The sequence below is a fragment of the Streptomyces sp. NPDC096324 genome, assembly GCF_044763015.1.
Classification (GTDB): domain Bacteria; phylum Actinomycetota; class Actinomycetes; order Streptomycetales; family Streptomycetaceae; genus Streptomyces.
Window position 1 is genome coordinate 1 of the sequence record NZ_JBIWFK010000009.1, and the last position, 22102, is coordinate 22102.

15 protein-coding genes are annotated in these 22102 nt (G+C 71.2%); 9 read left to right on the top strand and 6 right to left on the bottom strand.

Going from position 1 to position 22102, the window contains the following annotated elements; genetic code table 11:
* The first annotated feature begins 479 nt into the window (after positions 1 to 479).
* Positions 480 to 929: a PTS glucose transporter subunit IIA gene (locus ACIQ7M_RS24965; RefSeq protein WP_386980089.1), complete on the top strand. Its 450-nt coding sequence runs from the start codon at positions 480 to 482 to the stop codon at positions 927 to 929.
* A gap of 77 nt (positions 930 to 1006) precedes the next feature.
* Positions 1007 to 2677 carry a phosphoenolpyruvate--protein phosphotransferase gene (gene ptsP, locus ACIQ7M_RS24970; protein WP_389850931.1) on the top strand — a complete coding sequence of 557 codons (1671 nt, stop codon included), beginning with the start codon at positions 1007 to 1009 and terminating at the stop codon, positions 2675 to 2677.
* Positions 2678 to 2758: 81 nt separating this feature from the next.
* Here ptsP and ACIQ7M_RS24975 read toward each other — a convergent pair whose 3' ends face one another.
* Complete coding sequence (locus ACIQ7M_RS24975) at positions 2759 to 3652, bottom strand: hypothetical protein (protein ID WP_403648223.1); 894 nt, start codon at positions 3650 to 3652, stop codon at positions 2759 to 2761.
* Positions 3653 to 3674: 22 nt separating this feature from the next.
* Entirely contained in the window at positions 3675 to 4883 is a 1209-nt protein-coding gene (locus ACIQ7M_RS24980) for an MFS transporter (RefSeq protein WP_403648226.1), read from the bottom strand.
* A 111-nt stretch (positions 4884 to 4994) separates the two neighbouring features.
* Between ACIQ7M_RS24980 and ACIQ7M_RS24985 the strand changes: the two genes are divergently transcribed.
* The gene (locus ACIQ7M_RS24985; protein ID WP_403648229.1) at positions 4995 to 6314 is read left to right on the top strand and encodes an aminotransferase class I/II-fold pyridoxal phosphate-dependent enzyme; all 1320 of its coding nucleotides are present in this window, start codon (positions 4995 to 4997) and stop codon (positions 6312 to 6314) included.
* A 16-nt stretch (positions 6315 to 6330) separates the two neighbouring features.
* Here the strand turns inward: ACIQ7M_RS24985 and ACIQ7M_RS24990 are convergent, their stop codons facing one another.
* On the bottom strand, positions 6331 to 8298 hold the full coding sequence (locus ACIQ7M_RS24990) for an acetoacetate--CoA ligase (protein ID WP_403648232.1): 1968 nt from the start codon (positions 8296 to 8298) through the stop codon (positions 6331 to 6333).
* 214 nt (positions 8299 to 8512) lie between these two features.
* Between ACIQ7M_RS24990 and ACIQ7M_RS24995 the strand changes: the two genes are divergently transcribed.
* The gene (locus tag ACIQ7M_RS24995; RefSeq protein WP_403648235.1) at positions 8513 to 10888 is read left to right on the top strand and encodes a TIM-barrel domain-containing protein; all 2376 of its coding nucleotides are present in this window, start codon (positions 8513 to 8515) and stop codon (positions 10886 to 10888) included.
* A 3-nt stretch (positions 10889 to 10891) separates the two neighbouring features.
* Here the strand turns inward: ACIQ7M_RS24995 and ACIQ7M_RS25000 are convergent, their stop codons facing one another.
* Positions 10892 to 11428: an NUDIX domain-containing protein gene (locus ACIQ7M_RS25000; protein WP_355766976.1), complete on the bottom strand. Its 537-nt coding sequence runs from the start codon at positions 11426 to 11428 to the stop codon at positions 10892 to 10894.
* Positions 11429 to 11668: 240 nt separating this feature from the next.
* On the opposite strand from ACIQ7M_RS25000, the gene ACIQ7M_RS25005 reads away from it, so the two are divergent.
* From ACIQ7M_RS25005 to glpK, 5 genes are all read left to right on the top strand, one after another.
* Positions 11669 to 12115 (top strand): Zn-ribbon domain-containing OB-fold protein, encoded by a 447-nt coding sequence (locus ACIQ7M_RS25005; protein ID WP_403648238.1) that lies wholly within the window; start codon positions 11669 to 11671, stop codon positions 12113 to 12115.
* Between the two features lie 28 nt (positions 12116 to 12143).
* Entirely contained in the window at positions 12144 to 13334 is a 1191-nt protein-coding gene (locus ACIQ7M_RS25010) for a lipid-transfer protein (protein ID WP_403648242.1), read from the top strand.
* A gap of 134 nt (positions 13335 to 13468) precedes the next feature.
* Positions 13469 to 15094 carry a GGDEF domain-containing protein gene (locus tag ACIQ7M_RS25015; RefSeq protein ID WP_403648244.1) on the top strand — a complete coding sequence of 542 codons (1626 nt, stop codon included), beginning with the start codon at positions 13469 to 13471 and terminating at the stop codon, positions 15092 to 15094.
* A 305-nt stretch (positions 15095 to 15399) separates the two neighbouring features.
* A complete protein-coding gene (locus ACIQ7M_RS25020; protein WP_403648247.1) occupies positions 15400 to 16140 on the top strand; it encodes an MIP/aquaporin family protein in 741 nt (246 codons plus the stop codon).
* Positions 16141 to 16216: 76 nt separating this feature from the next.
* Positions 16217 to 17737 carry a glycerol kinase GlpK gene (glpK, locus tag ACIQ7M_RS25025; protein WP_355766991.1) on the top strand — a complete coding sequence of 507 codons (1521 nt, stop codon included), beginning with the start codon at positions 16217 to 16219 and terminating at the stop codon, positions 17735 to 17737.
* 120 nt (positions 17738 to 17857) lie between these two features.
* Here the strand turns inward: glpK and ACIQ7M_RS25030 are convergent, their stop codons facing one another.
* Positions 17858 to 18463, bottom strand: coding sequence for an ATP/GTP-binding protein (locus tag ACIQ7M_RS25030; protein WP_355766994.1), 606 nt, complete (start codon positions 18461 to 18463; stop codon positions 17858 to 17860).
* Positions 18444 to 22082, bottom strand: coding sequence for a hydantoinase B/oxoprolinase family protein (locus ACIQ7M_RS25035; protein WP_403648251.1), 3639 nt, complete (start codon positions 22080 to 22082; stop codon positions 18444 to 18446). Before ACIQ7M_RS25035 ends, ACIQ7M_RS25030 begins: the two co-directional genes overlap by 20 nt.
* Between the last annotated feature and the right edge of the window lie 20 nt (positions 22083 to 22102).

Sequence of the window (22102 nt, forward strand, 5' to 3'; positions counted from 1 at the left end):
GAGTTCTCAAGGAACGGACGCTTCCTTTGTACTCACCCTCTCGGGCTTTCCTCCGGGCGCTTCCCTTCGGTCTTGCGTTTCCGACTCTATCAGACCGTTTCCGTATCCGATTTCCTCGGTGCTTTCCAGGTAATCCGCTTTCGCGTTTCCCTTTCCGGCGAGCCAAACTCTATCAGTCCTTTTCCGTCTCGCTGACCACCATCCCGCAGCCATGCGGAACAGGACCCCGAGATAGGATCTGACAAGTTGGGTGCTGCCGGGCAACGACGCCTTGGTCACGCCGCTCACCCTCAAGCAGGAGTACGACTCTACATGGGGTGCGGGAGCGGGCGCAAATCGTTTGCCCTGTCCTCTACGGCGCCAACCGGGATCTCTCGCGCGGAACCGTCACTTCATATGACATACCCTGCTCAACAGTGCGCTGTCCGGGACAGACAGTGACGGCCCGTATAGATCTCCACCCCCCTCGGAGGCTTCCCATGACCACCGTGACGTCCCCTCTTGCAGGACGCGCCATCGGCCTCGCCGCGGTACCGGACCCCGTCTTCTCCGGAGCGATGGTCGGCCCCGGTACGGCGATCGACCCTGTGCGTGAACCCTCGGAGGCTGTCGCCCCCGTGGACGGCGTGATCGTCTCCCTCCACCCGCACGCGTTCGTCGTCGTCGACGGTGAGGGCCACGGCGTGCTCACGCACCTGGGTATCGACACCGTGCAGCTCAATGGCGAGGGCTTCGAGCTGCTCGTCAACAAGGGGGACACCGTGACGCGCGGCCAGAGTGTCGTGCGCTGGAACCCCGCCGCCGTCGAGGAGGCCGGCAAGTCCCCGGTGTGCCCGGTCGTGGCCCTCGAAGCCACCGCGGACTCCCTCTCGGACGTCCGTGAGGAGGGCGACGTGAAGGCCGGCGACGCGCTCTTCGGCTGGCAGTGACATCGACGCTGTCCTGGACAGCGCGTTCGGCAATCATCACGGCGGCGGTACCGCCGCACTATGCGGAGACGGGTGAGATGGAGACAACGCTGCGAGGCGTCGGCGTGAGCCACGGTGTGGCCATCGGCGAGGTTCGGCACATGGGAACGGCGGTCCTCGAGCCGCCTGCCAAGCAGATTCCCCCGGAGGACGCGGCACGCGAGCAGGCGCGCGCCCGCAAGGCCGTGGAGGACGTGGCGGCGGACCTCATCGCGCGCGGCAATCTGGCGGGCGGCGAGGCCCAGGCGGTGCTCGAGGCCCAGGCCATGATGGCCCAGGACCCCGAGCTGACGGCTGATGTGAACCGGCGGATCGCCGTGGGCAGCACGGCCGAGCGTGCGGTCTACGACGCGCTCGCCGCGTACCGGGCGCTGCTCGCCGGCGCCGGTGAGTACCTCGCCGGACGCGTGGCCGACCTGGACGACGTGCGGAACCGTATCGTCGCCCGGCTGCTCGGTGTGCCCATGCCGGGCGTCCCGGACAGCGACGAGCCGTACGTCCTCATCGCGCGTGACCTCGCGCCCGCCGACACGGCACTGCTGGACCCGACCCTGGTCCTCGGTTTCGTCACCGAGGAGGGCGGGCCGACCAGCCACAGCGCGATCCTGGCCCGCGCGCTCGGCGTACCGGCCGTCGTGGCGCTCCCCGGCGCGGGTGAGCTTGCCGAGGGCACCGTGATCGCCGTCGACGGCAGCACGGGCGAGATCTTCGTGGAGCCGAGCGCGGAGAAGAAGGCGCAGATGGAGGCCGCGGCGGCCCAGCGCAAGGCCGCGCTCTCCGCCTCGACGGGTCCGGGTGCCACCTCCGACGGGCACAAGGTGCCGTTGCTGGCCAACGTCGGCGGTCCGGCCGACGTGCCGGCGGCCGTGGAGGCCGGTGCCGAGGGCGTAGGTCTGTTCCGTACCGAGTTCCTGTTCCTCGACGACAGCAAGCAGGCGCCGACCGAGGAGAAGCAGGTCGAGGCCTACCGTCAGGTGCTCGAGGCCTTCCCCGAGGGCCGTGTCGTGGTGCGGGTGCTGGACGCGGGCGCGGACAAACCTCTGGAGTTCCTGACGCCGGCCGACGAGCCCAACCCGGCGCTCGGCGTGCGGGGTCTGCGTTCGCTGCTCGACCACCCGGATGTCCTGCGTACGCAGCTCACGGCTCTCGCGAAGGCCTCGGAGGGGCTGCCGGTCTATCTCGAGGTGATGGCTCCGATGGTCGCGGACCGTACGGACGCCAAGGCGTTCGCGGACGCGTGCCGTGAGGCCGGGCTGCGGGCGAAGTTCGGCGCGATGGTGGAGATCCCGTCGGCCGCGCTGCGGGCGCGGTCGATTCTGCAGGAGGTCGAGTTCCTCTCCCTGGGAACCAACGACCTCGCGCAGTACACGTTCGCCGCGGACCGGCAGGTGGGCGCGGTGTCCCGGCTGCAGGACCCGTGGCAGCCGGCGCTGCTCGACCTGGTCGCGCTGTCCGCCGAGGCGGCGAAGGCCGAGGGCAAGAGCTGCGGTGTCTGCGGCGAGGCGGCGTCGGACCCGCTGCTGGCCTGTGTGCTGACCGGTCTGGGCGTCACCTCCCTGTCGATGGGTGCCGCGTCGATTCCCTATGTCCGGGCGACGCTGGCGAAGTACACGCTGGCGCAGTGCGAGCGGGCGGCCTCGGCCGCACGGGCCTCGGACACGGCGGACGAGGCGCGTACCGCGGCGCAGGCGGTGCTGTCGGGCGAGTAGCCGGACGGCGCCGTCAGCGGGCGGCGGTGGTTTTCGGTACGGAGGGGCGCTCCATCTGCGGATGGGGCGCCCCTTTCGCGTTCAGTGGCTGTGGCCCGTCCCCTTTCCGTCGTCCGCGAGGTCGGGCGGTACGCAGTAGTCGACGCCTGATTCCGGGGAGACGAGGTCGCCGGAATCGAGGTCGGTGCAGTAGGCGTCGAACACCTCCCCGGCGGTGAGGGGTTCCAGGTGTTCGCCGCGCAGGCGCCATCCGTAGACACGGTCGGTGCAGTCGGGTGCGGTGGTGCGCATGACGAGTCCGCAGGCGCTCCGGGTGGCGATACCGAGGGCCAGGACGGTGGTGAATTCGAGGGCTTCGGACTCGTCGAGGCGAGCGGTGTCTTCCGCGCGTCCCTCTGTCCGGAGGACGGCGACGAGCGTGTCGGGAGCCGAGGAGACGCTGCACACGAGGTGGAGGTCTCCCGGGCTCGCGGTGTCGACGATCCGGGCGAGGAGGTGGGCGGCGCGGATGAAGGAGGCGCGGCCGATGTCCTCGCCGCAGGTCGCGCAGGTGCCGATGCGGGCCAGGAGCGTGGTGGCGTACTCCCAGGTGGCGCGGCGGACGGCTTCGTCGACGAGGTCCGGGACCAGTTCGTCGAGGGGCCTGCCGTCGTAGGGGACGGTGGGGCCGGTCGCCGCCAGTTGGGCGGTGAAGCGGGTGCGGCTGACCAGGGTGTCGGGTTCCAGGCCGCTTTCGGCGCAGAATTCGGCGTATTCCTCGGGGTCGAAGAGGGCCACTGTCGTGTGGCTGCCCTGGGCGGCGAGGGTCTTGAGCAGGGCTTCGACCTGGTGGAGATAGGTCGCATGGTCGTCGAAGGCGAAGGTGCGATAGCGCAGCATCGCCCGGAAGTCCTGTTCGTCGGTCAGCAGGCCGATGGTGCCGGCGATTTCGCGGCGCAGGACGCGTCGCATGGTGTGGTTCTGGGTGTGCGCCATGTTTCCCCCTGTGCGCAGTCGATCAATGCTCACTCACAGTAACCGGCGGCACTGACAATGCGGGGCGGGTGAGCCTGTCGCGCACGAGGCGGTGCTGGAACATGCAGGTCGTGGCCATGGTCGCGCCGAAGAGAGTCCACCCGAGGGGGCCGGCCGCGATGGCCGCTGTGACAGCGAGTGGTCCGATACTGCGCTGTACTGCCTGCGCGAGTCCGTGGACGCCGAGATAGGTGCCCTGCGCGGTGTCCGGGGCGAGGGCCACGGACAGTTCCCACGAAACGGTGGCGTGGAGCATCTCCGTCACCGTGAAGGCGACGGCCGCAGCGGTCAGGAACAGGGTCACGGCCATGGCTCCACCTGTCGCCGAGAGCGCCAGGAGGACACCTCCGAGCGCGGAGAACGCGGAGAGCGGGACGAGCAGGGCCCGGGCCGCGGCCGTTGTGGCACCGAGGCGGGCCAGGGGCACCTGGAGGGTCACGACCATCACGTTGTTCAGGACCATCAGGAGGGGTGCGAGGCCGTGGGGAGCCTGGTCGGAGTGGGCGACGCACAGGGGCAGCCCGACCTTGAACACCGCGTCGTCGAGGAAGAGGACGGTCTCGGTGGCGACGTAGGCGAGGTAGGTGCGGTCGCGCCAGGGACCGGAGGGGCGCGTCGTGGGGGCGGTGTCCTTCGACGTGGCGATCGTGCGGGCGGCCGAGGGCGGTTCGCCACAGCGGCCGGTCGCGAGGGCGACGGCCACGAAGGAGAGGGCGTCGCCCGTGAGCAGCCACTGGTACGCGGCGGTGGTGCCGATGGTGAGGGCTCCCGCCGCGACGAGACCTCCGAGAGCCCAACCGGCGTTGGCGACGGTGCGGTTGACGGCTTGGTAGCGGACGCGGTCGGGTCCCGAGACGCGGGTGGCGTACAGCTTGGTGAGGACGTTCGCGGCCCGGTCGCCGAAGCTGCCGACGGCGGAGAACGCCAGCAGCAGGGCGTAGTTGTCCGTGGCCAGCAGGGCGAAGGAGGCAACGGCCCGCAGGAGTTGGAGCCCGATCAGCACGCGGGTCAGGGGCAGTCGGTCGGCCATGCGTCCGCCCAGAGGCGCGCCGGCGATGCCGACCGCTCCGGCCACGGCGACGAGGGTGCCGATCTGCGCGACCGAGAGACCGGTGACGTAGGTGAAGTACAGGACGGACACAGCTGCCCACAGGCCGCTGCCGGTGCGGTCGACCAGGGCGATCCAGAGCATTCTTCGGCCGTCGGGGCCTCCTGGAATGCGTGGCGGCCATGCGGCTGCGCGACGCGTCGGGCTCACGGTTCCCCCTTGCCTCACGTTATGTATTGATACATACTTGGTAACGTGGCAACACAATATTCGATCAGTGGTGCGACGGCCAAGGGAATTGCCGCGTCCGTGGAACGGGGCGTGGCCGAGGGCGCCCTGGAGCCGGGCACGGCGCTGCCTCCGGTGCGCGCTCTGGCGGAGCGGCTCGGCGTCAGTCCGGGGACGGTCGCGACGGCGTACAAGGAACTGCGGCGACGCGCGATCGTGGTGACCCGCGGACGCGGCGGGACCGTGATCGCCGCCGCGCCCTCGGTGGCGTCACGACGCCCGCCCCGCGTGCCGGACGGACTGCGGGATCTGGCGGGCGGGCATCCCGACCCCGCGCTGCTGCCCCGGCTGGTGCCGCCCTCGCAGCTCTCCCCCGGTGCGCGCTCCCACCGCGGTTCACCGCGTCTGGCACGGCTGGAGGAGGCCGTACGCGACTGGCTGGAGCCCGACGGGGTGCCGGCGGAGCATGTGACGTTCGCGCACGGTGCGCTCGACCTGATCGGGCGGCTGCTCTCCGTGGAGCTCCGTCCGGGGGACGCGGTCGCGATGGAGGACCCCGGCTATCACCATCTGCTGGACCTGGTCACGGCGCTGGGACTGCGCACGGTTCCCGTCGCGGTGGACGACGAGGGCATCCGCCCGGACGCCCTGCGGACGGCTCTACGAGCGGGGGTGCGCGCGGTGGTGTGCAGTCCGCGGGCGCAGAATCCCTGGGGCGGCAGCCTCTCCGCGGAACGCCGGGACGCGCTCGTCGCCGTGCTCCAGGAAGCGCCCGATGTGCTGGTCGTGGAGAACGACCACGCGTCGTCCGTCGCCGGCGCGCCGCTGCGCACTCTGACGGCGGGCGGTCTGAACCGCTGGGTCCATGTGCGCACGGTCAGCAAGTTCCTGGGGACCGATCTGCGGTGGGCGGCCGCGGCGTGCGATCCGACGACACTGGCCCGGCACGACGGACGCCTGCTGCTGACCTCCGGCTGGGTCAGCCATCTGCTGCAGGAGACGGTGCTCCGACTGATGACGGACGAGGCCACGCGCGCGTTGGTAGCGCGTGCCCAGGAGACGTACGCGCTGCGCCGGAACGCGCTGCTGCGTGAGCTCACGGACCGGGGTGTCCGGGCTCACGGCGTGAGCGGGCTGAACGTCTGGGTGCCCGTCCGGGACGAGTCGGCCGTGGTGAACGGGCTGCGTTCGTACGGATGGTGGGTCGCGGCGGGCGCGCGTTTCCGGACCTCGGCCGCGCCCGGGGTGCGCATCTCGGTCGCGGAGCTCGTGCCCGCCGACGCCGTGCGCCTGGCCTCCGACTTCACCGCCGTGCTCGGCGAGTCGGAGGCCACCTACGGAGGCTGAGGCCCGGGCAGACCGGTCAGCCGCGCTCGCGGGCCAGCTTCTCGTAGAAGCGCAGGAGCTCGACGTCGTCCACGGATCCGACGTTGACCGCCTTCTCCATCGACGCGCCCTGGAGAAGGCGCTTGACGGGCACCTCGATGCGCTTGCCGGTCAGGGTGTGGGGCACTCCGGGTACTTCGATGACCTCGTCCGGAACGTGCCGCGGGGAGAGCTGTTCGCGGATGGTCCCCTTGATGCGGTTCAGGAGGTCCTCGTCCAGGACGGCTCCGGGCGCCAGGTGGACGAACAGTGGCATCCAGTAGCCGCCGTCGGGCTGTTCGACACCGATGACGAGCGATTCCTTGATCTCGGGAAGACGCTCGACGGCTTCGTAGATGTCGGCCGAGCCCATGCGCACGCCCTGCCGGTTGAGCGTGGAGTCGGAGCGGCCGTGGATGACGACCGAGCCCCTGGAAGTGACGGTGATCCAGTCGCCGTGCCGCCACACTCCGGGATACGTGTCGAAGTAGCTGTCGTGGTAGCGGCTGCCGTCGGGGTCGTTCCAGAAGCGGACGGGCATCGACGGCATCGGGTTGGTGACGACCAGTTCGCCGACCTCGTCGGTGAGGGGCTTGCCACTGGGGTCCCAGGACTGGAGGTCGGTGCCGAGACCGGCGGCCTGGAGCTCGCCGATGTACACCGGGAGCGTCGGTACGGCTCCGGCGAAACAGGAGCACACATCGGTGCCGCCGCTGACGGAGGCGATCCACAGGTCCTCGCGGACCTCGTCGTGCAGCCAGCGGAATCCGTCGGGCGGCAGCGGAGAGCCGGTCGTCGCGACGCACCGCACCCGGCCGAGGTCGAAGTCGCGCGAGGGGTGGACGCCCGCCTTGCGGCAGGCCATCACGTACGCGGCGGACGTGCCGAAGAGGGTGGCTCCCGTGCGTTCGGCGATGCGCCACTGGGCGCCCGTGTCCGGATACCCGGGGCTGCCGTCGTACAGCACGATCGTGGTGCCCGTGAGCAGGCCGGAGACGAGGAAGTTCCACATCATCCAGCCGGTGGACGTGTACCAGAAGAAGCGGTCCTCGGGGCCCAGGTCGCAGTGCAGCCCGAGCTGCTTGAGGTGCTCGACGAGGATGCCGCCCTGGGACTGGACGATGGCCTTGGGAAGGCCGGTGGTACCGGAGGAGTAGAGCACCCACAGGGGGTGGTCGAAGGGAACCGGCTCGAAGACGGGCTCCACGTCGGCGGAGGTCAGCGCCGACCACTCCAGGGCGTCCTCGGGTGCCTCGCTGCCCAGGAGCGGGATGTGCACGACGGCGCGCAGGGTGGGCAGTTCACGGCGCAGTTCCGCGACGGTGTCGCGGCGGTCGTGCTCCTTGCCGCCGTAGCGGTAGCCGTCGACGGCGAACAGGACCACGGGTTCGACCTGCTGGAAGCGGTCGAGGACGCTGCGGGCGCCGAAGTCGGGGGCGCAGGACGTCCAGACCCCGCCCACGGCGGCCGTGGCGAGCAGGGCGACCACGGCCTGGGGGACGTTCGGGAGATAGCCGCTGACCCGGTCTCCGGGCCGTACGCCGAGGGCCCGGAGTTCGGCGGCGAGGGAGCCGACCTGACGGCGCAGGTCGGACCACGTCACGGGGACGGCCTCGTGGGTCTCGTCGACATACAGGAGGGCCGGTTCGTCCGCGCGGGTCTCCGCGGCGCGCAGGGCGTGCTCCGCGTAGTTGAGGGTCCCTCCGGGGAACCAGTCGGCTCCGGGCATCGCACGGTCGCCGAGCACGCGCGCGTAAGGGGTGGAAAACCGTACGTCGAAAAACTCCGTGACGGCTTTCCAGAAGGTGTCCAGCTCGTCGACCGACCAGCGGTGCAGGGCCGCGTAGCCTCCGTCGGCCGGCGCTCCGTGCCGTTCGGCCGCCCAGGCCTGGAACTTTGTGACCCGCGCCTGGGCGATGCCCTCGGCGGTGGGCTGCCAGAGCGGAGAGGGGTTCGTGGTGGACATGGGGGCGGCTCCCGGGCTGTGCGCGTCGTGGGCGTCGGTCGCGCACGAGCGGGGGTGTGCGCGTCACGCGGCTGACACGGACGATGCCATGTGATCGACTTCTTTACCAGGGCACGCCCCACATAGTCGGCTACATGAAGATGTGGCCTCGCACCAGGTGAACGGCAGTTGAACGGCGCACTCAACGGGCGCCGGTAGTGGCAGGGTGAGCAGCATGGACGGTCGTGACCTGGTGCGTTCGGTGAAAGCGGTCGGCTCGGGGGGTACCACTCAGGGGTTGCTCACCGTACGAGCCGCCTGGCGTAGGAGGCGTGCCGACGCCATCGGACTGCCCCGGCGTGGCGCCGAGCGGGCGCGGGTACCGGGGCCGGTGCTCGGCGTGGAGCCGGGCCCCGGCGGCGGGGTCGTCCGCTTCACGCGCTCGGAACTGCGGATCACGGTCACGGTGGGCGGGGCTGTCTTCTGGGGCTGGGACGCCGTCGCGCCGGAGCCGTCGTACGCCCTGGCGGGCCGGTCCCCGGAACCCGATCCGCGGGCCGTCCTGGAGCCGGACAAGGACGGCGGCTGGCGCGTCGTGGCCGAGCGGGTCACGGTCACGGTCTCACGGCACGGCGCGGTCAAGGTTCTGACGCCCGGCGGGGTGATCCTGCGCCGGGATCTGCCGCCCCGGTGGTGGGAACCCGTCGACGGCGGCACCGCCCGCTGGATGCAGCGTTCCGAAGTGGCGGCCGACGCCCGGTTCTTCGGTCTGGGCGGCCGGGCGGCGGGGCTCCGGCTGCGCGAGGGAACGTATCGGCTGTGGAACACGGATCCGGGACAGGCCTTCGGGCCGGGCGACGATCCGCTGTACCTCACGATGCCGGTGCAGATGGTCGTCGCCGACGCGGGAACGCATCTCGTGTTCCACGACACGACGTGGGACGGCACCGTGATCCTGCGGGAGGGCAAGGAGGGCGCCGGCTCCGGGCACGACCGGGCCGGGTCGTGCGAGCTGCGCATGGACGGCGGGCCGCTGCGCTGCTGGGTGATGGTGGGGACCCCCGCGCGCGTGCTGCACTCCTGGGCGTCGCTGACCGGTGCCGCGGCGCTCCCGCCCGCGTGGGCGCTGGGGCACCAGCACGCGCGGTGGGGCTTCGGCAGTGAGCAGGAGGTGCGCAGGATCGTCGCGGGCTACCAGGAGCGGGGGCTGCCGCTGGACGCCGTCCATCTGGACATCGACCACTACGACGCCCACCAGGTGTTCACCGTCGACCGCGACAGGTTCCCGAAGCTTCCCCAGCTCGCCGAGGAGCTGCGGCGCGACGGGATCCGGCTGGTGTCCATCGTCGACCCGGCGGTAAAGGCGGAGCCGGGCAACGAGGTGTACGACAGCGGTCTCGCCGAGGAGGCCTTCGTGCGGGACTCCTCGGGACAGCTCGTGCGAGGTGTCGTATGGCCCGGGGAGGCCGTGTTCCCGGACTTCACGGACGCGCGGGCGCGCGCGTGGTGGGGCGGGCTGTACGAGGAGCGGCTCGCGCAGGGATTCGCCGGGTTCTGGCACGACATGAACGAGCCGACGTCGTTCACGGCCTTCGGGGAGCCGACGCTGCCGCGTTCGGCCCGGCACTCGCTGGAGGGCCGCGGCGGTGACCACCGCGAGGCGCACAACGTGTACGCGCTCGGCATGGCCCGGGCCGCCTACGAGAGGCTGCGTGAACTGGCGCCGCGGGAGCGGCCGTTCCTGTTCTCGCGTTCCGGGTGGGCGGGTCTGCAGCGCTACGCGGGGACGTGGTCCGGGGACGTGGCCACGGGCTGGCCGGGGCTGCGGGCGTCGTTGTCCCTGGTACTGGGGCTCGGGCTGTGCGGGGTGCCCTACTCGGGACCGGACGTGGGCGGCTTCGACGGCAGCCCGTCGCCCGAGCTCTATCTGCGGTGGTTCCAGCTCGGGTCGTACCTCCCGCTGTTCCGCACGCACGCGAGCCTGCGGGCCGGGCGCAGGGAGCCCTGGGAGTTCGGTGACGGGACTCTGGAGCACGCGCGCGTGGCGCTCCTGGAACGGCGGCGGCTGCTCCCGTACTTCATGACGCTGGCGCACATGGCGCGCCGCACGGGCGCTCCGTACGTCCGGCCCCTGTGGTGGGGCAGTCCCGAGGACCGGGCGCTGCGCGACTGCGAGGACGCCTTCCTGCTGGGTGACAGCCTCCTGGTGGCGCCGGTGCTGGACCCTGGTGCGGTCCGGCGGACGGTGCAACTGCCGCGGGGACGCTGGTACGACACGGTCACCGAGGAGGCGTACGAGGGGCCGGGTCAGGTGGTGGTCGACGCACCCCTGTCGCGGATTCCGGTGCTCGCGCGGGCCGGTGCCGTCGTGCCCGTCCGCGGTGCCGACGGTGGTCTGGAGCTGGAGGCGTGGGCGCCCGCTCGGGGAGGCGGCGGGGTCGGGCTCGTCGTGCCGGACACGGGCGACGGATGGGAGGAACCGGAGGCCGAGCGCCATGTGTCCCGCTGGGAGGACGACGAGGTGGTGGTGCGCAGGGCGAGCGGCACGGGGGGCCTGAGCGAGCCCTCGTACCCCGTACGGGTGCGGGGGCTGGGGGGACTCCGTCCCTGACCCTCAGATGTACCGTCCCTCGAACCAGGCGCGGGCCGCCAGGGTGTGCAGCGGGAAGGCGAGTTCGGCCGGCCGGCGCAGCAGATGCCAGCCTTCGGTCTCGTCGGTGGCTGCGGACCGCGGCAGTTCGGCGGCGGGGCGTTCCGGAAGGAGCCCGAAGAGCAGCAGATGGCCCGCGGGTGAGCTCATCGCGTCGGCGAGCCGCACTTCCCTGCTCGCCGCGTCGATGCCCGTCTCCTCCTTGAGCTCGCGCACGACGGCCTGCCGCCAGTCCTCCCGGTGGTCGATGAATCCCCCGGGCAGGGCGACGCCTCCGCGCGCGGGGGCGATGGTCCGGGTGATGACGACCAGGGCCGCGCCCCGGTCGTCGTAGACGGGCTGGAGAGCCACCGCTACCGGAAGCGGATTGCGGTAGGCGACCGTGCCGCAGGCGGCGCAGGTGCGGGGCCAGCCGGAGATGCCCTCTCCGTAGGGCGCGCCACAGCTCGAACAGTGCGAGTCGGGCGCGAAGTCGGCGGGTGGGTGCGGGATTTCGGACACGCCGCGGACTGTAGTCCATCACCGAACGGGCGTCTTCGGGTTGGCCCGGATGACGCGGCCGGGGCGGAACTGCTCGGTCGGGGCGGATGGGGCGATTGAGGCGCTCCCGCGACCCCTGCCGCCGCGGCCGGGACTCCGGCTGCCGGTGGCGCCCGTCGGTCCGCACGGGCGCCCTGCCCAATTTCCCCAGCCCGTGGCACACTTCTGACGTTCCGTCAGATCGAGTGTCGTGGAGGGACCGTGTCGCGCACACGCACACCTGTCGTCGCCGGGTGGTTCACCGGGGAAGGGGACGGCTTCCGCCTGCTCGGCACGCGGTGCTCGGCGTGCGCCTCGGTGTTCTTCCCCCGCGAGGACACCTTCTGCCGCAATCCGGGATGCGCGGGCGGCGAACTGATGGAGGTGCCGCTCTCGCCACGGGGGCGCGTCTGGTCGTACACGGACAGCCGCTATCGGCCTCCGTCACCCTATGTGACGGATCCGGAACTCTCCTGGGAGCCCTACGCGTTGATCGCTGTGGAACTGGAATCCGAATGCCTCGTGGTGCTCGGCCAGGCGGTTCCCGGGATCACCGTCTCCGACCTGGCGTTGGGCATGGAGGTGGAGATCGTCCCCGGTGTGCTGCACGAGGACGAGGAGACCACCTGGACGACGTGGCACTGGCGGCCGACAGGGGTGACGGCATGAAAGACGCGGAGCGGACGGGGGCGGGGACGTGACCGGTGATGTGGCGGTGCTGGGCGTGGGGATGCACCCGTGGGGCAAGCGGGGGCACCGTTTCGTCGAGTACGGGGTCGCCGCGGCGCGTGCCGCGCTGACCGACGCGGGGATCGGCTGGCGGGACGTCGACTCGGTCGTGGGCGCGTCCACCGTCCGCGGAGGCTACCCGGGGTATGTGGCGGGGGCGACGTTCGCGAAGGCGCTGGGGTGGCAGGGAGCACGCGTGACGAGCGTGTACGCGGCCTGCGCCTCCGGGGCGCAGGCGCTCGGCACGGCGCGGGCGCAGATACTCTCCGGCCTCGCCGAGGTGGTCCTCGTGGTGGGCGCGGACGCGGCACCCAAGGGATTCTTCCGCCCCGCCGGCGGGGACCGGCCGGACGATCCGGACTGGCTGCGCTTCCGTGTCCTCGGGGCGACGAACCCGACGTACTTCGGGCTGTACGCGCGGCGCCGGATGGCTCTGTACGGCGACACTCCCGAGGATTTCGCCCAGGTGAAGGTGAAGAACGCCGCCCTGGGCGCGCTCAATCCGTACGCCCGCTACCGCACGCGGGTCACGGCCGAGGAGGTCGCCGCGTCGGCCGTGGTCGCCGATCCGCTGCGGCTGCTCGACATCTGCGCGACCTCGGACGGCGGCGCGGCCGTGGTGCTGGCGGGCATGGATTTCGCGCGCCGGCACGGCATCGCCGAGCCGGTGCGGATCCGCGCGGTGTCGACCGTGTCGCCGCGCTATCCGAACACCGTGCTGGATCTGCCGGACATCGCCACGGACTCGGCGGCCGCCGTGGAACCCGCGCCCGAGACCTTCCGGGCGTCCATCGCCCGAGCGGCTTACGAGGAGGCGGGCATCGGACCCGAGGATCTCTCGTTCGCGGAGGTCTACGACCTGTCGACCGCGCTGGAACTGCAGTGGTACGAGGATCTCGGGCTCTGCGGGGAGAGCGAGGCCGCCAAGCTCCTGCGGGAAGGCGCCACGGCGCTCGGCGGACGCATACCGGTGAACGTCAGCGGCGGGCTCGCCTCCTTCGGAGAGGCCGTTCCGGCGCAGGCCATAGCCCAGGTGTGCGAGCTGACCTGGCAGTTGCGCGAGGATGCCGGTGACCGGCAGGTCGCCGGGGCGCGGGTGGGGATCACCGCGAACCAGGGGCTGTTCGGGCACGGCTCCTCCGTCGTGGCGGTTCGGTAGTCCCGTGGCGGGCCTCGCCGGCCCCTCCTCCACACCTGCTGTGACGACCCCGGAATCCTGCGTGAACACCTCGTGAATCGCGCACCGGCGTGCGCCGACGGCGAGACCATGCTGTTGTGCCCTCCTGGACGGATATGGTCCGTTTCGCCTTCCAGCCGGTCGTCAACCTGACGACCGGAGGGATCGCGGCGCTGGAGACGCTCGCCCGCCCGGAGTCCGGCGACATCCTGGCCCGAGCCCGCCGCGAGCCCGAACTGGACGGCCGGCTGGCCGCGCTGGCCATCCGGGCCGCCGCCCGCAGGGAGACCCTGCTCCCCCTGCACGTCAACGTGTTCGCCGCGACGCTGGCCGACCTCGGCCGGCTGGCCGCGCTGCGCGACGAGGTACGGCACGCCGGACGGCTTCCCTGCGAGGTCACCGTCGACATCGTCCCGCCGTACACACACGTGCCGCAGCACGCGCTGCTGGAGGCGGTGGCCGCGGTGCGCGGCGAGGGCTTCCGGATCTGCGCGGACGGCATCGGCGACGGCGACGTACCGCTGCGCCTGCTCACGGACCTCGCCCCGGAGCTGATGAAGCTCGACGTGTCCCTGCTGTCGCGGCCCGCGGCGGTGCGCGCGATGCGCACGCTGTGCGAACAGCTCGGCGCGCTGCTGTCCGTCGAAGGCGTCGAGACGGAACTGCAGTGCGCCGCCGCCGTGTCGGCGGGCGCGCAGCTCGCGCAGGGCGACCTGTTCGCCCCGCCCGCCCGGCGGCCCTCGGCGGATGTATACGTTCCGGCGCTGTTCCCGGGTGCCCGCGTCGCGCCCCGGTCCGGGCCGTCCGTGGGGCAGTTCGTCCGCCCGGCCGCGCTGCTGTCGGCCACCGCGTCGGCCGGAGAGGTCAGGTCCCTGCTCACGGGGTCGCCCGACGTGTCCGGTGTGCTGCTCGTGGACCCGTTCGGGAGACCGGTCCGCTCGGTGCACCGGTCACGCTTCCTGCTGTCGATGTCCGGCCGCTACGGGCACGCCCTGTACGCCGACCGGCCGGCCGCCAAGCTGGGTGACGTGCCGCGCACGGTCGGTCTCGATGCCACGGCCTGGGAAGTGCTCGACGTGGTCGCGGACGGGGACCGGGACCGTACGTCCGACGATGTCGCGGTCGTCGACCGGTACGGGCGGTGCGTGGGTGTCGTACGCCTCGCGGATCTCGTGCGGGCGTTGTCGGACAGCCGGGTCGAGGAGGCAGCGGGGCTCAACCCGCTGACCCGGCTGCCCGGTTCGGACATGATCACCGGAGAGGTGGACCGGCGGATCGCGGACGGCCGGATGTTCGCGCTGAGCTGGCTGGACATCGACCACTTCAAGCAGGTCAACGACGGAGCGGGATTCGCGGCCGGCGACGAGCTGATCAAAGCGGTGGGGCGGATGCTGCAGCACTCGGCGTCCGAGGCGACGCTGGTCGGGCACATCGGCGGCGACGACTTCCTGGTCCTCGCCGACCCCGACACGCTCGACCCGCTGGCCGCGTCGGTGCTCGACACACCTTGGGCCGCGGGCGGCCGAGCCGTCACCCTGTCGCTGGCCACGGTGCTGTGCGCGCCCGGCAGCGTGATCGACCACCGGCAGGCGGCCACCTCACTGGCACCGCTCAAGCAGGCCGCCAAGGCCCTGGACGGGGCGAGTTGGGTACTGGGGCGGGCGGGGCTGCCCGGGCATGAGGTCCGGCGCGGGGTGGGAACCGGGCCGATGGAGCCGTACGGGCAGACGCTCACCGGATGATCCGGTCGGCCGCCCGCCCCGACCGCATGACCTCCCGACCGTATGGCGTCCTGATCGCATGACGTCCTGATCGACTGGCTGAAAGCGGTCCCCGCGCCGGGTGCCGACGGGCCTCCGTGGCGCGTCCAGGTGGCGCCCCGCAACCGGTGCGGTCCGCGACCTTGACGCCCCCTGGGCACCGGAGAACACTTCCGGGACGCCGGGCGGGGCGCGGGAACTCCCCGCCTCCGGCGGAAGCAGCCATGGGAACGCCCTCGCACGTCAGCCCGGAGCTGATCGTTCCGGGCGAGAGCCCAGGAGCCGCCATGAGCAACGGAGACATCTTCATAGGCGAGTTGATCGGCACAGCGATTCTGATTCTCTTCGGCGCGGGTGTGTGCGCCGCCGTCACCCTGAACAGGTCGAAGGCCCAGGGAGCGGGCTGGATCGTCATCACCTTCGGCTGGGGCTTCGGCGTCCTGGCCGGTGCCTACACCTCGGCGCCGCTGTCCGGAGGGCAGATCAACCCGGCGGTCACCATCGGATTCGCGATCGAGGGTTCCACGAAGTGGTCGGACGTGCCCTTCTACATCCTCGGCCAGTTCGCCGGCGCCGTCATCGGCGCGGTCCTGTGCTGGCTGCTCTACCTCGGGCAGTTCAACCTCAACGCCGAGGACGACAAGGCCATCGAGACCCTGGGGATCTTCTCGACGCGTCCCGAGATCGACAACCCGGTACAGAACCTGATCACCGAGACCATCGCCACCGCCGCCCTGATGCTTCCCATCCTCGGCATGGTCGGCGGCGCCAAGCATGTCGCCGGCATCGGCGACGCGGGACTGCCGGTCCTGCTCATCTCCTTCCTCGTCGTCGGCATCGGTCTCTCGCTGGGCGGCCCCACGGGGTACGCCATCAACCCGGCCCGCGACCTGGGGCCCCGCCTCGCGCACGCGCTGCTGCCGATCCCCAACAAGGGCACATCGGAGTGGAGATACTCCTGGATCCCGGTGGTCGGCCCCATCGCGGGTGCCGCCATCGGCGCCGGGATCTACAACGTGGCCTTCTGAGCCCTCGCCGCCACCTCGAAGTGCGGACTCCTGCCGAGACATCAGCCTCCTGACGAAGAACACGTAAGGGGACGACATGACGGACAACGCCGAGAAATACGTCGCCGCGATCGACCAGGGCACCACCTCCAGCCGCTGCATCATCTTCGACCAGGGCGGCGCGATCGTCGCCGTCGACCAGCGCGAACACCGCCAGATCTTCCCCAAGCCGGGCTGGGTGGAGCACGACGCCACCGAGATCTGGTCCAAGGTGCAGGCCGTGGTCGCGGGAGCGCTCGCCAAGGCCGGACTGCGCGCCGACCAGCTCAGCGCTCTCGGCATCACCAATCAGCGCGAGACGACGGTCCTGTGGGACCGCGCCACCGGCAAGCCCGTCCACAACGCGATCGTGTGGCAGGACACCCGCACGTCGGCGCTGTGCAAGGAACTGGGCGGCCCGGACGGCCAGGACCGCTTCCGCGAGCAGACCGGACTCCCCCTGGCCAGCTACTTCTCCGGGCCGAAGGCGGCCTGGCTGCTCGACAACGTCCCGGGCCTGCGCGGTCGCGCGGAGCGCGGTGAGATCGCCTTCGGCACCATCGACTCGTGGCTCATCTGGAACCTGACCGGCGGCACCGACGGCGGACGGCACGTGACCGACGTGACCAACGCCGGGCGCACCATGCTGATGAACCTGGACACCCTCCAGTGGGACCCCTCCATCCTCTCCGCGATGGACATCCCCGAAGCGGTGCTCCCCGAGATCAGGTCCTCCGCCGAGGTGTACGGGACCGCCGTGGGTCAGCTCGGCGGTGTGCCGGTCGCGTCGGCGCTCGGCGACCAGCAGGCGGCGGTCTTCGGCCAGGCCTGCTACGACGTCGGCACGGCCAAGAACACCTACGGCACCGGCAGCTTCCTGCTGCTGAACACCGGCAACAGGCCCGTTCCGTCGAAGAACGGGCTGCTGACCACCATGGGATACAAGATCGGCGACGAGGCCCCGGTCTACTGCCTCGAAGGGTCGATCGCGATCACGGGCGCCCTGGTCCAGTGGTTCCGGGACCAACTGGGCATCATCCGTTCCGCCGACGAGATCGAGACACTGGCGGCGAGCGTCGAGGACAACGGCGGCGCGTACATCGTGCCCGCCTTCTCGGGCCTGTTCGCCCCCTACTGGCGCTCGGACGCGCGCGGTGTCATCACCGGTCTCACGCGGTACGTCACGAAGGCGCACCTCGCGCGCGCGGTCCTGGAGGCCACGAGCTGGCAGACGCGTGAGGTCGTGGACGCCATGTACCAGGACTCCGGGGTGCGGATCACCACCTTGAAGGTGGACGGCGGCATGACCAAGAACAATCTGCTGATGCAGCACCAGGCGGACGTCCTCGGCGTCCCGGTGATCCGTCCGAGGGTCTCCGAGACGACCTGCCTGGGCGCCGCGTACGCGGCGGGGCTCGCGACCGGTGTGTGGAACGGCCTCGACGAGCTGAAGTCGCACTGGCAGAAGGACGTCGAATGGACGCCGTCCATGGCGGCGTCGGTGCGTGACAGCGAGTACGACAACTGGCGCAGGGCGGTGGAGAAGAGCTTCGGGTGGCACGACGACACCGTCGAGTGACTCCCACGCGCGTGGGACGCGGGTGAACCACGCGCGTGGGCACGACCGCGGCCCGTACCCCGGTCGGCGGGGGTACGGGCCGCACCCGCGCGTCGTGACGGCGGTGACGGGCGGCGGGCGTCAGGTCGCGACGGCCTCGCGGGCGGCCGCCGCCTGCGTCATCGCGTGCTGGACGACGCGGATGAGGACTTCCTTGACCGACTCACGGTCGCGCGCGTCACAGAGGACGACGGGCACGTCCGGGTCGAGGTCGAGGGCCTGACGGACGGCCTCCGCGGGGTAACGGGCGCTTTCCTCGAAGCAGTTGACTCCGACCACGAACGGTATGGAGCGCCGCTCGAAGTAGTCGACCGCGGCGAAGCAGTCCTCCAGGCGGCGGGTGTCGGCCAGCACGACGGCACCCAGGGCACCCGTGGCGAGCTCGTCCCAGAGGAACCAGAAACGATCCTGCCCGGGGGTCCCGAACAGATAGAGCACCAGGTCCTCGCGCAGCGTGATCCTGCCGAAGTCCATGGCGACGGTCGTAGTGTGTTTGCCCTCCACACCACTGATGTCGTCGATGGGCCGGCCCGCCTCGGTGAGGACTTCCTCGGTGCGCAGCGGCCTGATCTCACTGACCGCGCCCACGAGGGTCGTCTTGCCCACGCCGAAGCCGCCCGCTACCAGGATCTTGAGCGTGACGGGCTCGACCGGAGGCTTGCCACGCTCAGAACGCCCGAAGATCATCGATCTCTTCTCCTGCTTGGTGTGGGTCGTGCGGCGGTGGGCCGTAGCCCCCGCCGCCGGGGGTTTCGATGACGAGTACGTCGCCGGGTCCGACGTCCGCCGCATCGCTTCCGTCGAGTTCCGTGACGGTTCCGTCGGCGCGCTCGACCCGGTTGACGCCGAGGGCACCGGGCCCGCCGCCCGCCATGCCGTACGGCGGCACCCTGCGGTGCTGCGACAGTGTCGAGACGGTCATCGGCTCCAGGAAGCGGATACGTCGTACGGCGCCGTCGCCGCCCCGCCAGTGTCCGGGGCCGCCGCTGCCGTGTCGAATCGCGAACTCCTCCAGCCTGACGGGCAGTCGCCACTCCAGGACCTCGGGGTCGGTGAGCCGCGAGTTGGTCATATGGGTCTGCACGACGGGGGCGCCGGGGAAGCCGTCGCCGGCGCCCGAACCCGAGGCCACGGTCTCGTAGTACTGGTGGCGCTCGTTGCCGAACGTCACGTTGTTCATCGTGCCGGAGCCTTCCGCCTGAACGCCCAGGGCCGCGTACAGGGCGCCGGTGATCGCCTGGGACGTCTCCACATTGCCGGCGACGACGGCGGCCGGGGGCTCCGGGGCGAGCATCGACCCCGGCGGCACCACGATGCGCAGGGGGCGCAGACAGCCGTCGTTGAGCGGGATGTCGTCGTCCACCAGGGTGCGGAAGACGTACAGGACAGCGGCGTTGACGACGGCGAAGGGCGCGTTGAAGTTGGTGCCGAGCTGCGCCGACGTTCCCGTGAAGTCGACGGTGGCCGAGCGTGCGTCGCGGTCCACGGAGACGCGGACCCGGATGACCGCCCCCGAGTCCGTCTCGTAGGCGCACTCGCCGCCCTGGAGTGTGTCGATGACGCGGCGCACGGCCTCCTCCGCGTTGTCCTGGACGTGCCTCATGTACGCCTGGACGACGTCGAGCCCGAAGTCCTCGATCATCCGGCCGACTTCGTCGACGCCTTTGCGGTTGGCGGCGATCTGGGCGCGCAGGTCGGCGAGGTTCGTCCTCGGGTTGCGCGAGGGGTGCGGCGGCGCGGTGAGCAGGGCCTGTGTCTCCGCCTCCCGGAACCGTCCGTTCTCGGCGAGCAGCCAGTTGTCGAAGAGGATGCCCTCCTCGTCGATGGTGCGGCTGTTCGCGGGCATGGAGCCCGGGGCGATGCCGCCGATCTCAGCGTGGTGGCCGCGCGAGGCGACGTGGAACAGGATCCGCTCACCCTCCGTGTCGAAGACCGGGGTGATCACGGTGACGTCGGGGAGATGGGTGCCGCCGTGGTACGGGTCGTTGACGGCGTAGGTGTCACCGGGCCGCATGCTGTCGCCGCGCCGCCGGAGGACCTCCTGCACGCTCGTGCCCATCGAGCCCAGGTGGACCGGGATATGCGGGGCGTTGGCCACCAGGTTTCCGTCGGGGTCGAACAGGGCGCAGGAGAAGTCCAGGCGCTCCTTGATGTTGACGGACTGCGCGGTCGATTCCAGGCGGGCGCCCATCTGTTCGGCGATGGACATGAAGAGGTTGTTGAAGACCTCGAGCAGGACAGGGTCCGCCTGGGTAGTGAGATCGGAACTCTCCGTGACCGCCGCGCGTTCCATGACCAGATGCCCGTCGTCGGTCGTCGCGGCCCGCCAGCCGTCGTCGACGACGGTTGTCGTACCTGCCTCGGCGATGATCGCGGGCCCGTCGACGGTCTCGCCGGGCGGGAGTTGCCGACGCTGGTGCAGGGGCACCTCGTGCCAGGCGCCGCCCGTGTGCAGTCGGACGGTCGGTGCGGCGGCGGGGCGGGAGGCGGGTGCGGCCTCGTCGGGGGCGAGGGCGGAGAGATCGGGGGGTTCGGTGAGACCGGTGGCTTCCACGGAGAGGGCTTCGACGACGACCGGACGGTCGAGGGTGAAGGAGTAGGTGGCGCGATGACGTTCTTCGAAGGCGTGGGTCATGGTGTCGGGCTCGGTGAGCTCGACGGTCAGGGCCGTGTCCGTGCCGTCATAGCGGAGCTGGGCCCGGCGGGTGATCCGGACGCGATGCTCGGGGACGTCCTCGGCGAGGAGTTCGGCGCGGGTGGCGCTCTCCAGATCGTCGGCGGTCTTCAGGATGCCGGGCATCGAGGCCGGTTCGAGGCGTGCCTCGACGGACTGTTCGCGCATGGCCGTCGTGTCGGCGAGCCCGATGCCGAGGGCGGACAGGACGCCCGCCATGGGCGGGACCAGGACGGTGCGGATGCCGAGCGAGTCGGCGACCGCGCACGCGTGCTGGCCTCCGGCGCCACCGAACGTGGTGAGCGCGTAGCGCGTGACGTCGTGGCCCTTCTGTACGGAGATCCGCTTGACGGCGTTGGCGATGTTGGCCACGGCGATCCGCAGGTAGCCCTCGGCCACCTGCTCGGGAGTGCGGGAGTCACCGGTCCTCTGGTGGATCTCGTGCGCGAGGGCGGTGAAGCGCTCCCGGACGAGAGCGGCGTCGAGGGGCTGGTCTCCCCCGGGGCCGAACACCTTCGGGAAGTGGGCGGGCTGGACGCGGCCGAGGGCGACGTTGGCGTCGGTGACCGTCAGGGGACCGCCGTTGCGGTAGCAGGCGGGTCCGGGGGAGGCTCCGGCCGAGTCGGGGCCCACGCGGTAGCGGGAGCCGTCGAAGTGGAGCACCGATCCGCCGCCGGCGGCGACCGTGTGGATGTCCAGCATGGGGGCGCGCAGCCGGACTCCGGCGATCTGTGTGGTGAAGGTCCGTTCGTAGTCTCCGGCGAAGTGGGAGACGTCCGTGGATGTTCCGCCCATGTCGAATCCGATGACGCGGTCGTAGCCGGCGAGCTGCGACATCCGGGCCATGCCGACGATACCGCCGGCGGGGCCCGACAGGATGGCGTCCTTGCCGCGGAACTGTCCGGCCTCGGCGAGGCCGCCGTTGGACTGCATGAACATCAGCCGTACGCCCCGGAGTTCGGCGGCGACCTGCTGGACGTAGCGGCGCAGCACCGGCGACAGGTAGGCGTCGACGACGGCCGTGTCACCGCGCGGCACCAGCTTCATCAGCGGGCTGACCTCGCTGGAGAGGGAGACCTGCGGGAAGCCGACACGTGTCGCCAGCGCGCCCACGGCCTGTTCGTGGGCGGGGTGGAGATGGCTGTGCATGCAGACCACGGCGACCGCGCGGATCCCGTCGTCGTAGGCCTCCTGGAGGGATGCGGCGAGGGCGTCCAGGTCGGGGGCGCGCAGGACGGTGCCGTCCGCCGCGATCCGTTCGTCGACCTCGATCACCCGCTCGTGGAGCAGTTCGGGGAGTTCGATCGCGCGGGCGAAGATGGCCGGGCGGTTCTGGTAGGCGATGCGCAGGGCGTCGCGGAAGCCCCGGGTGGTGACGAGGAGGGTGCGCTCGCCCTTGCGTTCCAGAAGAGCGTTGGTGGCGACGGTCGTGCCCATGCGCACGGCGTCGACGGGGGCGTCCGGGTCCCCTTCGCCGCCGAGGAGTTCACGGACGCCCGCGACGGCCGCGTCGGCGTAGCGGGCCGGGTTCTCGGACAGCAGTTTGTGCGTGAGGAGCCCCCCGTCGGGGCGCCGCGCGACGATGTCCGTGAAGGTCCCGCCCCGGTCGACCCAGAACTGCCAGCCTGTCACGTCTGTTCCCCGTTTCCGCC

What these genes read in the sequence shown, in the direction of transcription:
- ACIQ7M_RS24965 (WP_386980089.1), top strand. Translation starts at nt 480, where the DNA reads ATGACCACCGTGACGTCCCCTCTTGCAGGACGCGCCATCGGCCTCGCC.
- ptsP (WP_389850931.1), top strand. Translation starts at nt 1,007, where the DNA reads ATGGAGACAACGCTGCGAGGCGTCGGCGTGAGCCACGGTGTGGCCATC.
- ACIQ7M_RS24975 (WP_403648223.1), bottom strand. Translation starts at nt 3,652, where the DNA reads ATGGCGCACACCCAGAACCACACCATGCGACGCGTCCTGCGCCGCGAA.
- ACIQ7M_RS24980 (WP_403648226.1), bottom strand. Translation starts at nt 4,883, where the DNA reads ATGCTCTGGATCGCCCTGGTCGACCGCACCGGCAGCGGCCTGTGGGCA.
- ACIQ7M_RS24990 (WP_403648232.1), bottom strand. Translation starts at nt 8,298, where the DNA reads ATGTCCACCACGAACCCCTCTCCGCTCTGGCAGCCCACCGCCGAGGGC.
- ACIQ7M_RS24995 (WP_403648235.1), top strand. Translation starts at nt 8,513, where the DNA reads ATGGACGGTCGTGACCTGGTGCGTTCGGTGAAAGCGGTCGGCTCGGGG.
- ACIQ7M_RS25015 (WP_403648244.1), top strand. Translation starts at nt 13,469, where the DNA reads ATGGTCCGTTTCGCCTTCCAGCCGGTCGTCAACCTGACGACCGGAGGG.
- ACIQ7M_RS25020 (WP_403648247.1), top strand. Translation starts at nt 15,400, where the DNA reads ATGAGCAACGGAGACATCTTCATAGGCGAGTTGATCGGCACAGCGATT.
- glpK (WP_355766991.1), top strand. Translation starts at nt 16,217, where the DNA reads ATGACGGACAACGCCGAGAAATACGTCGCCGCGATCGACCAGGGCACC.
- ACIQ7M_RS25030 (WP_355766994.1), bottom strand. Translation starts at nt 18,463, where the DNA reads ATGATCTTCGGGCGTTCTGAGCGTGGCAAGCCTCCGGTCGAGCCCGTC.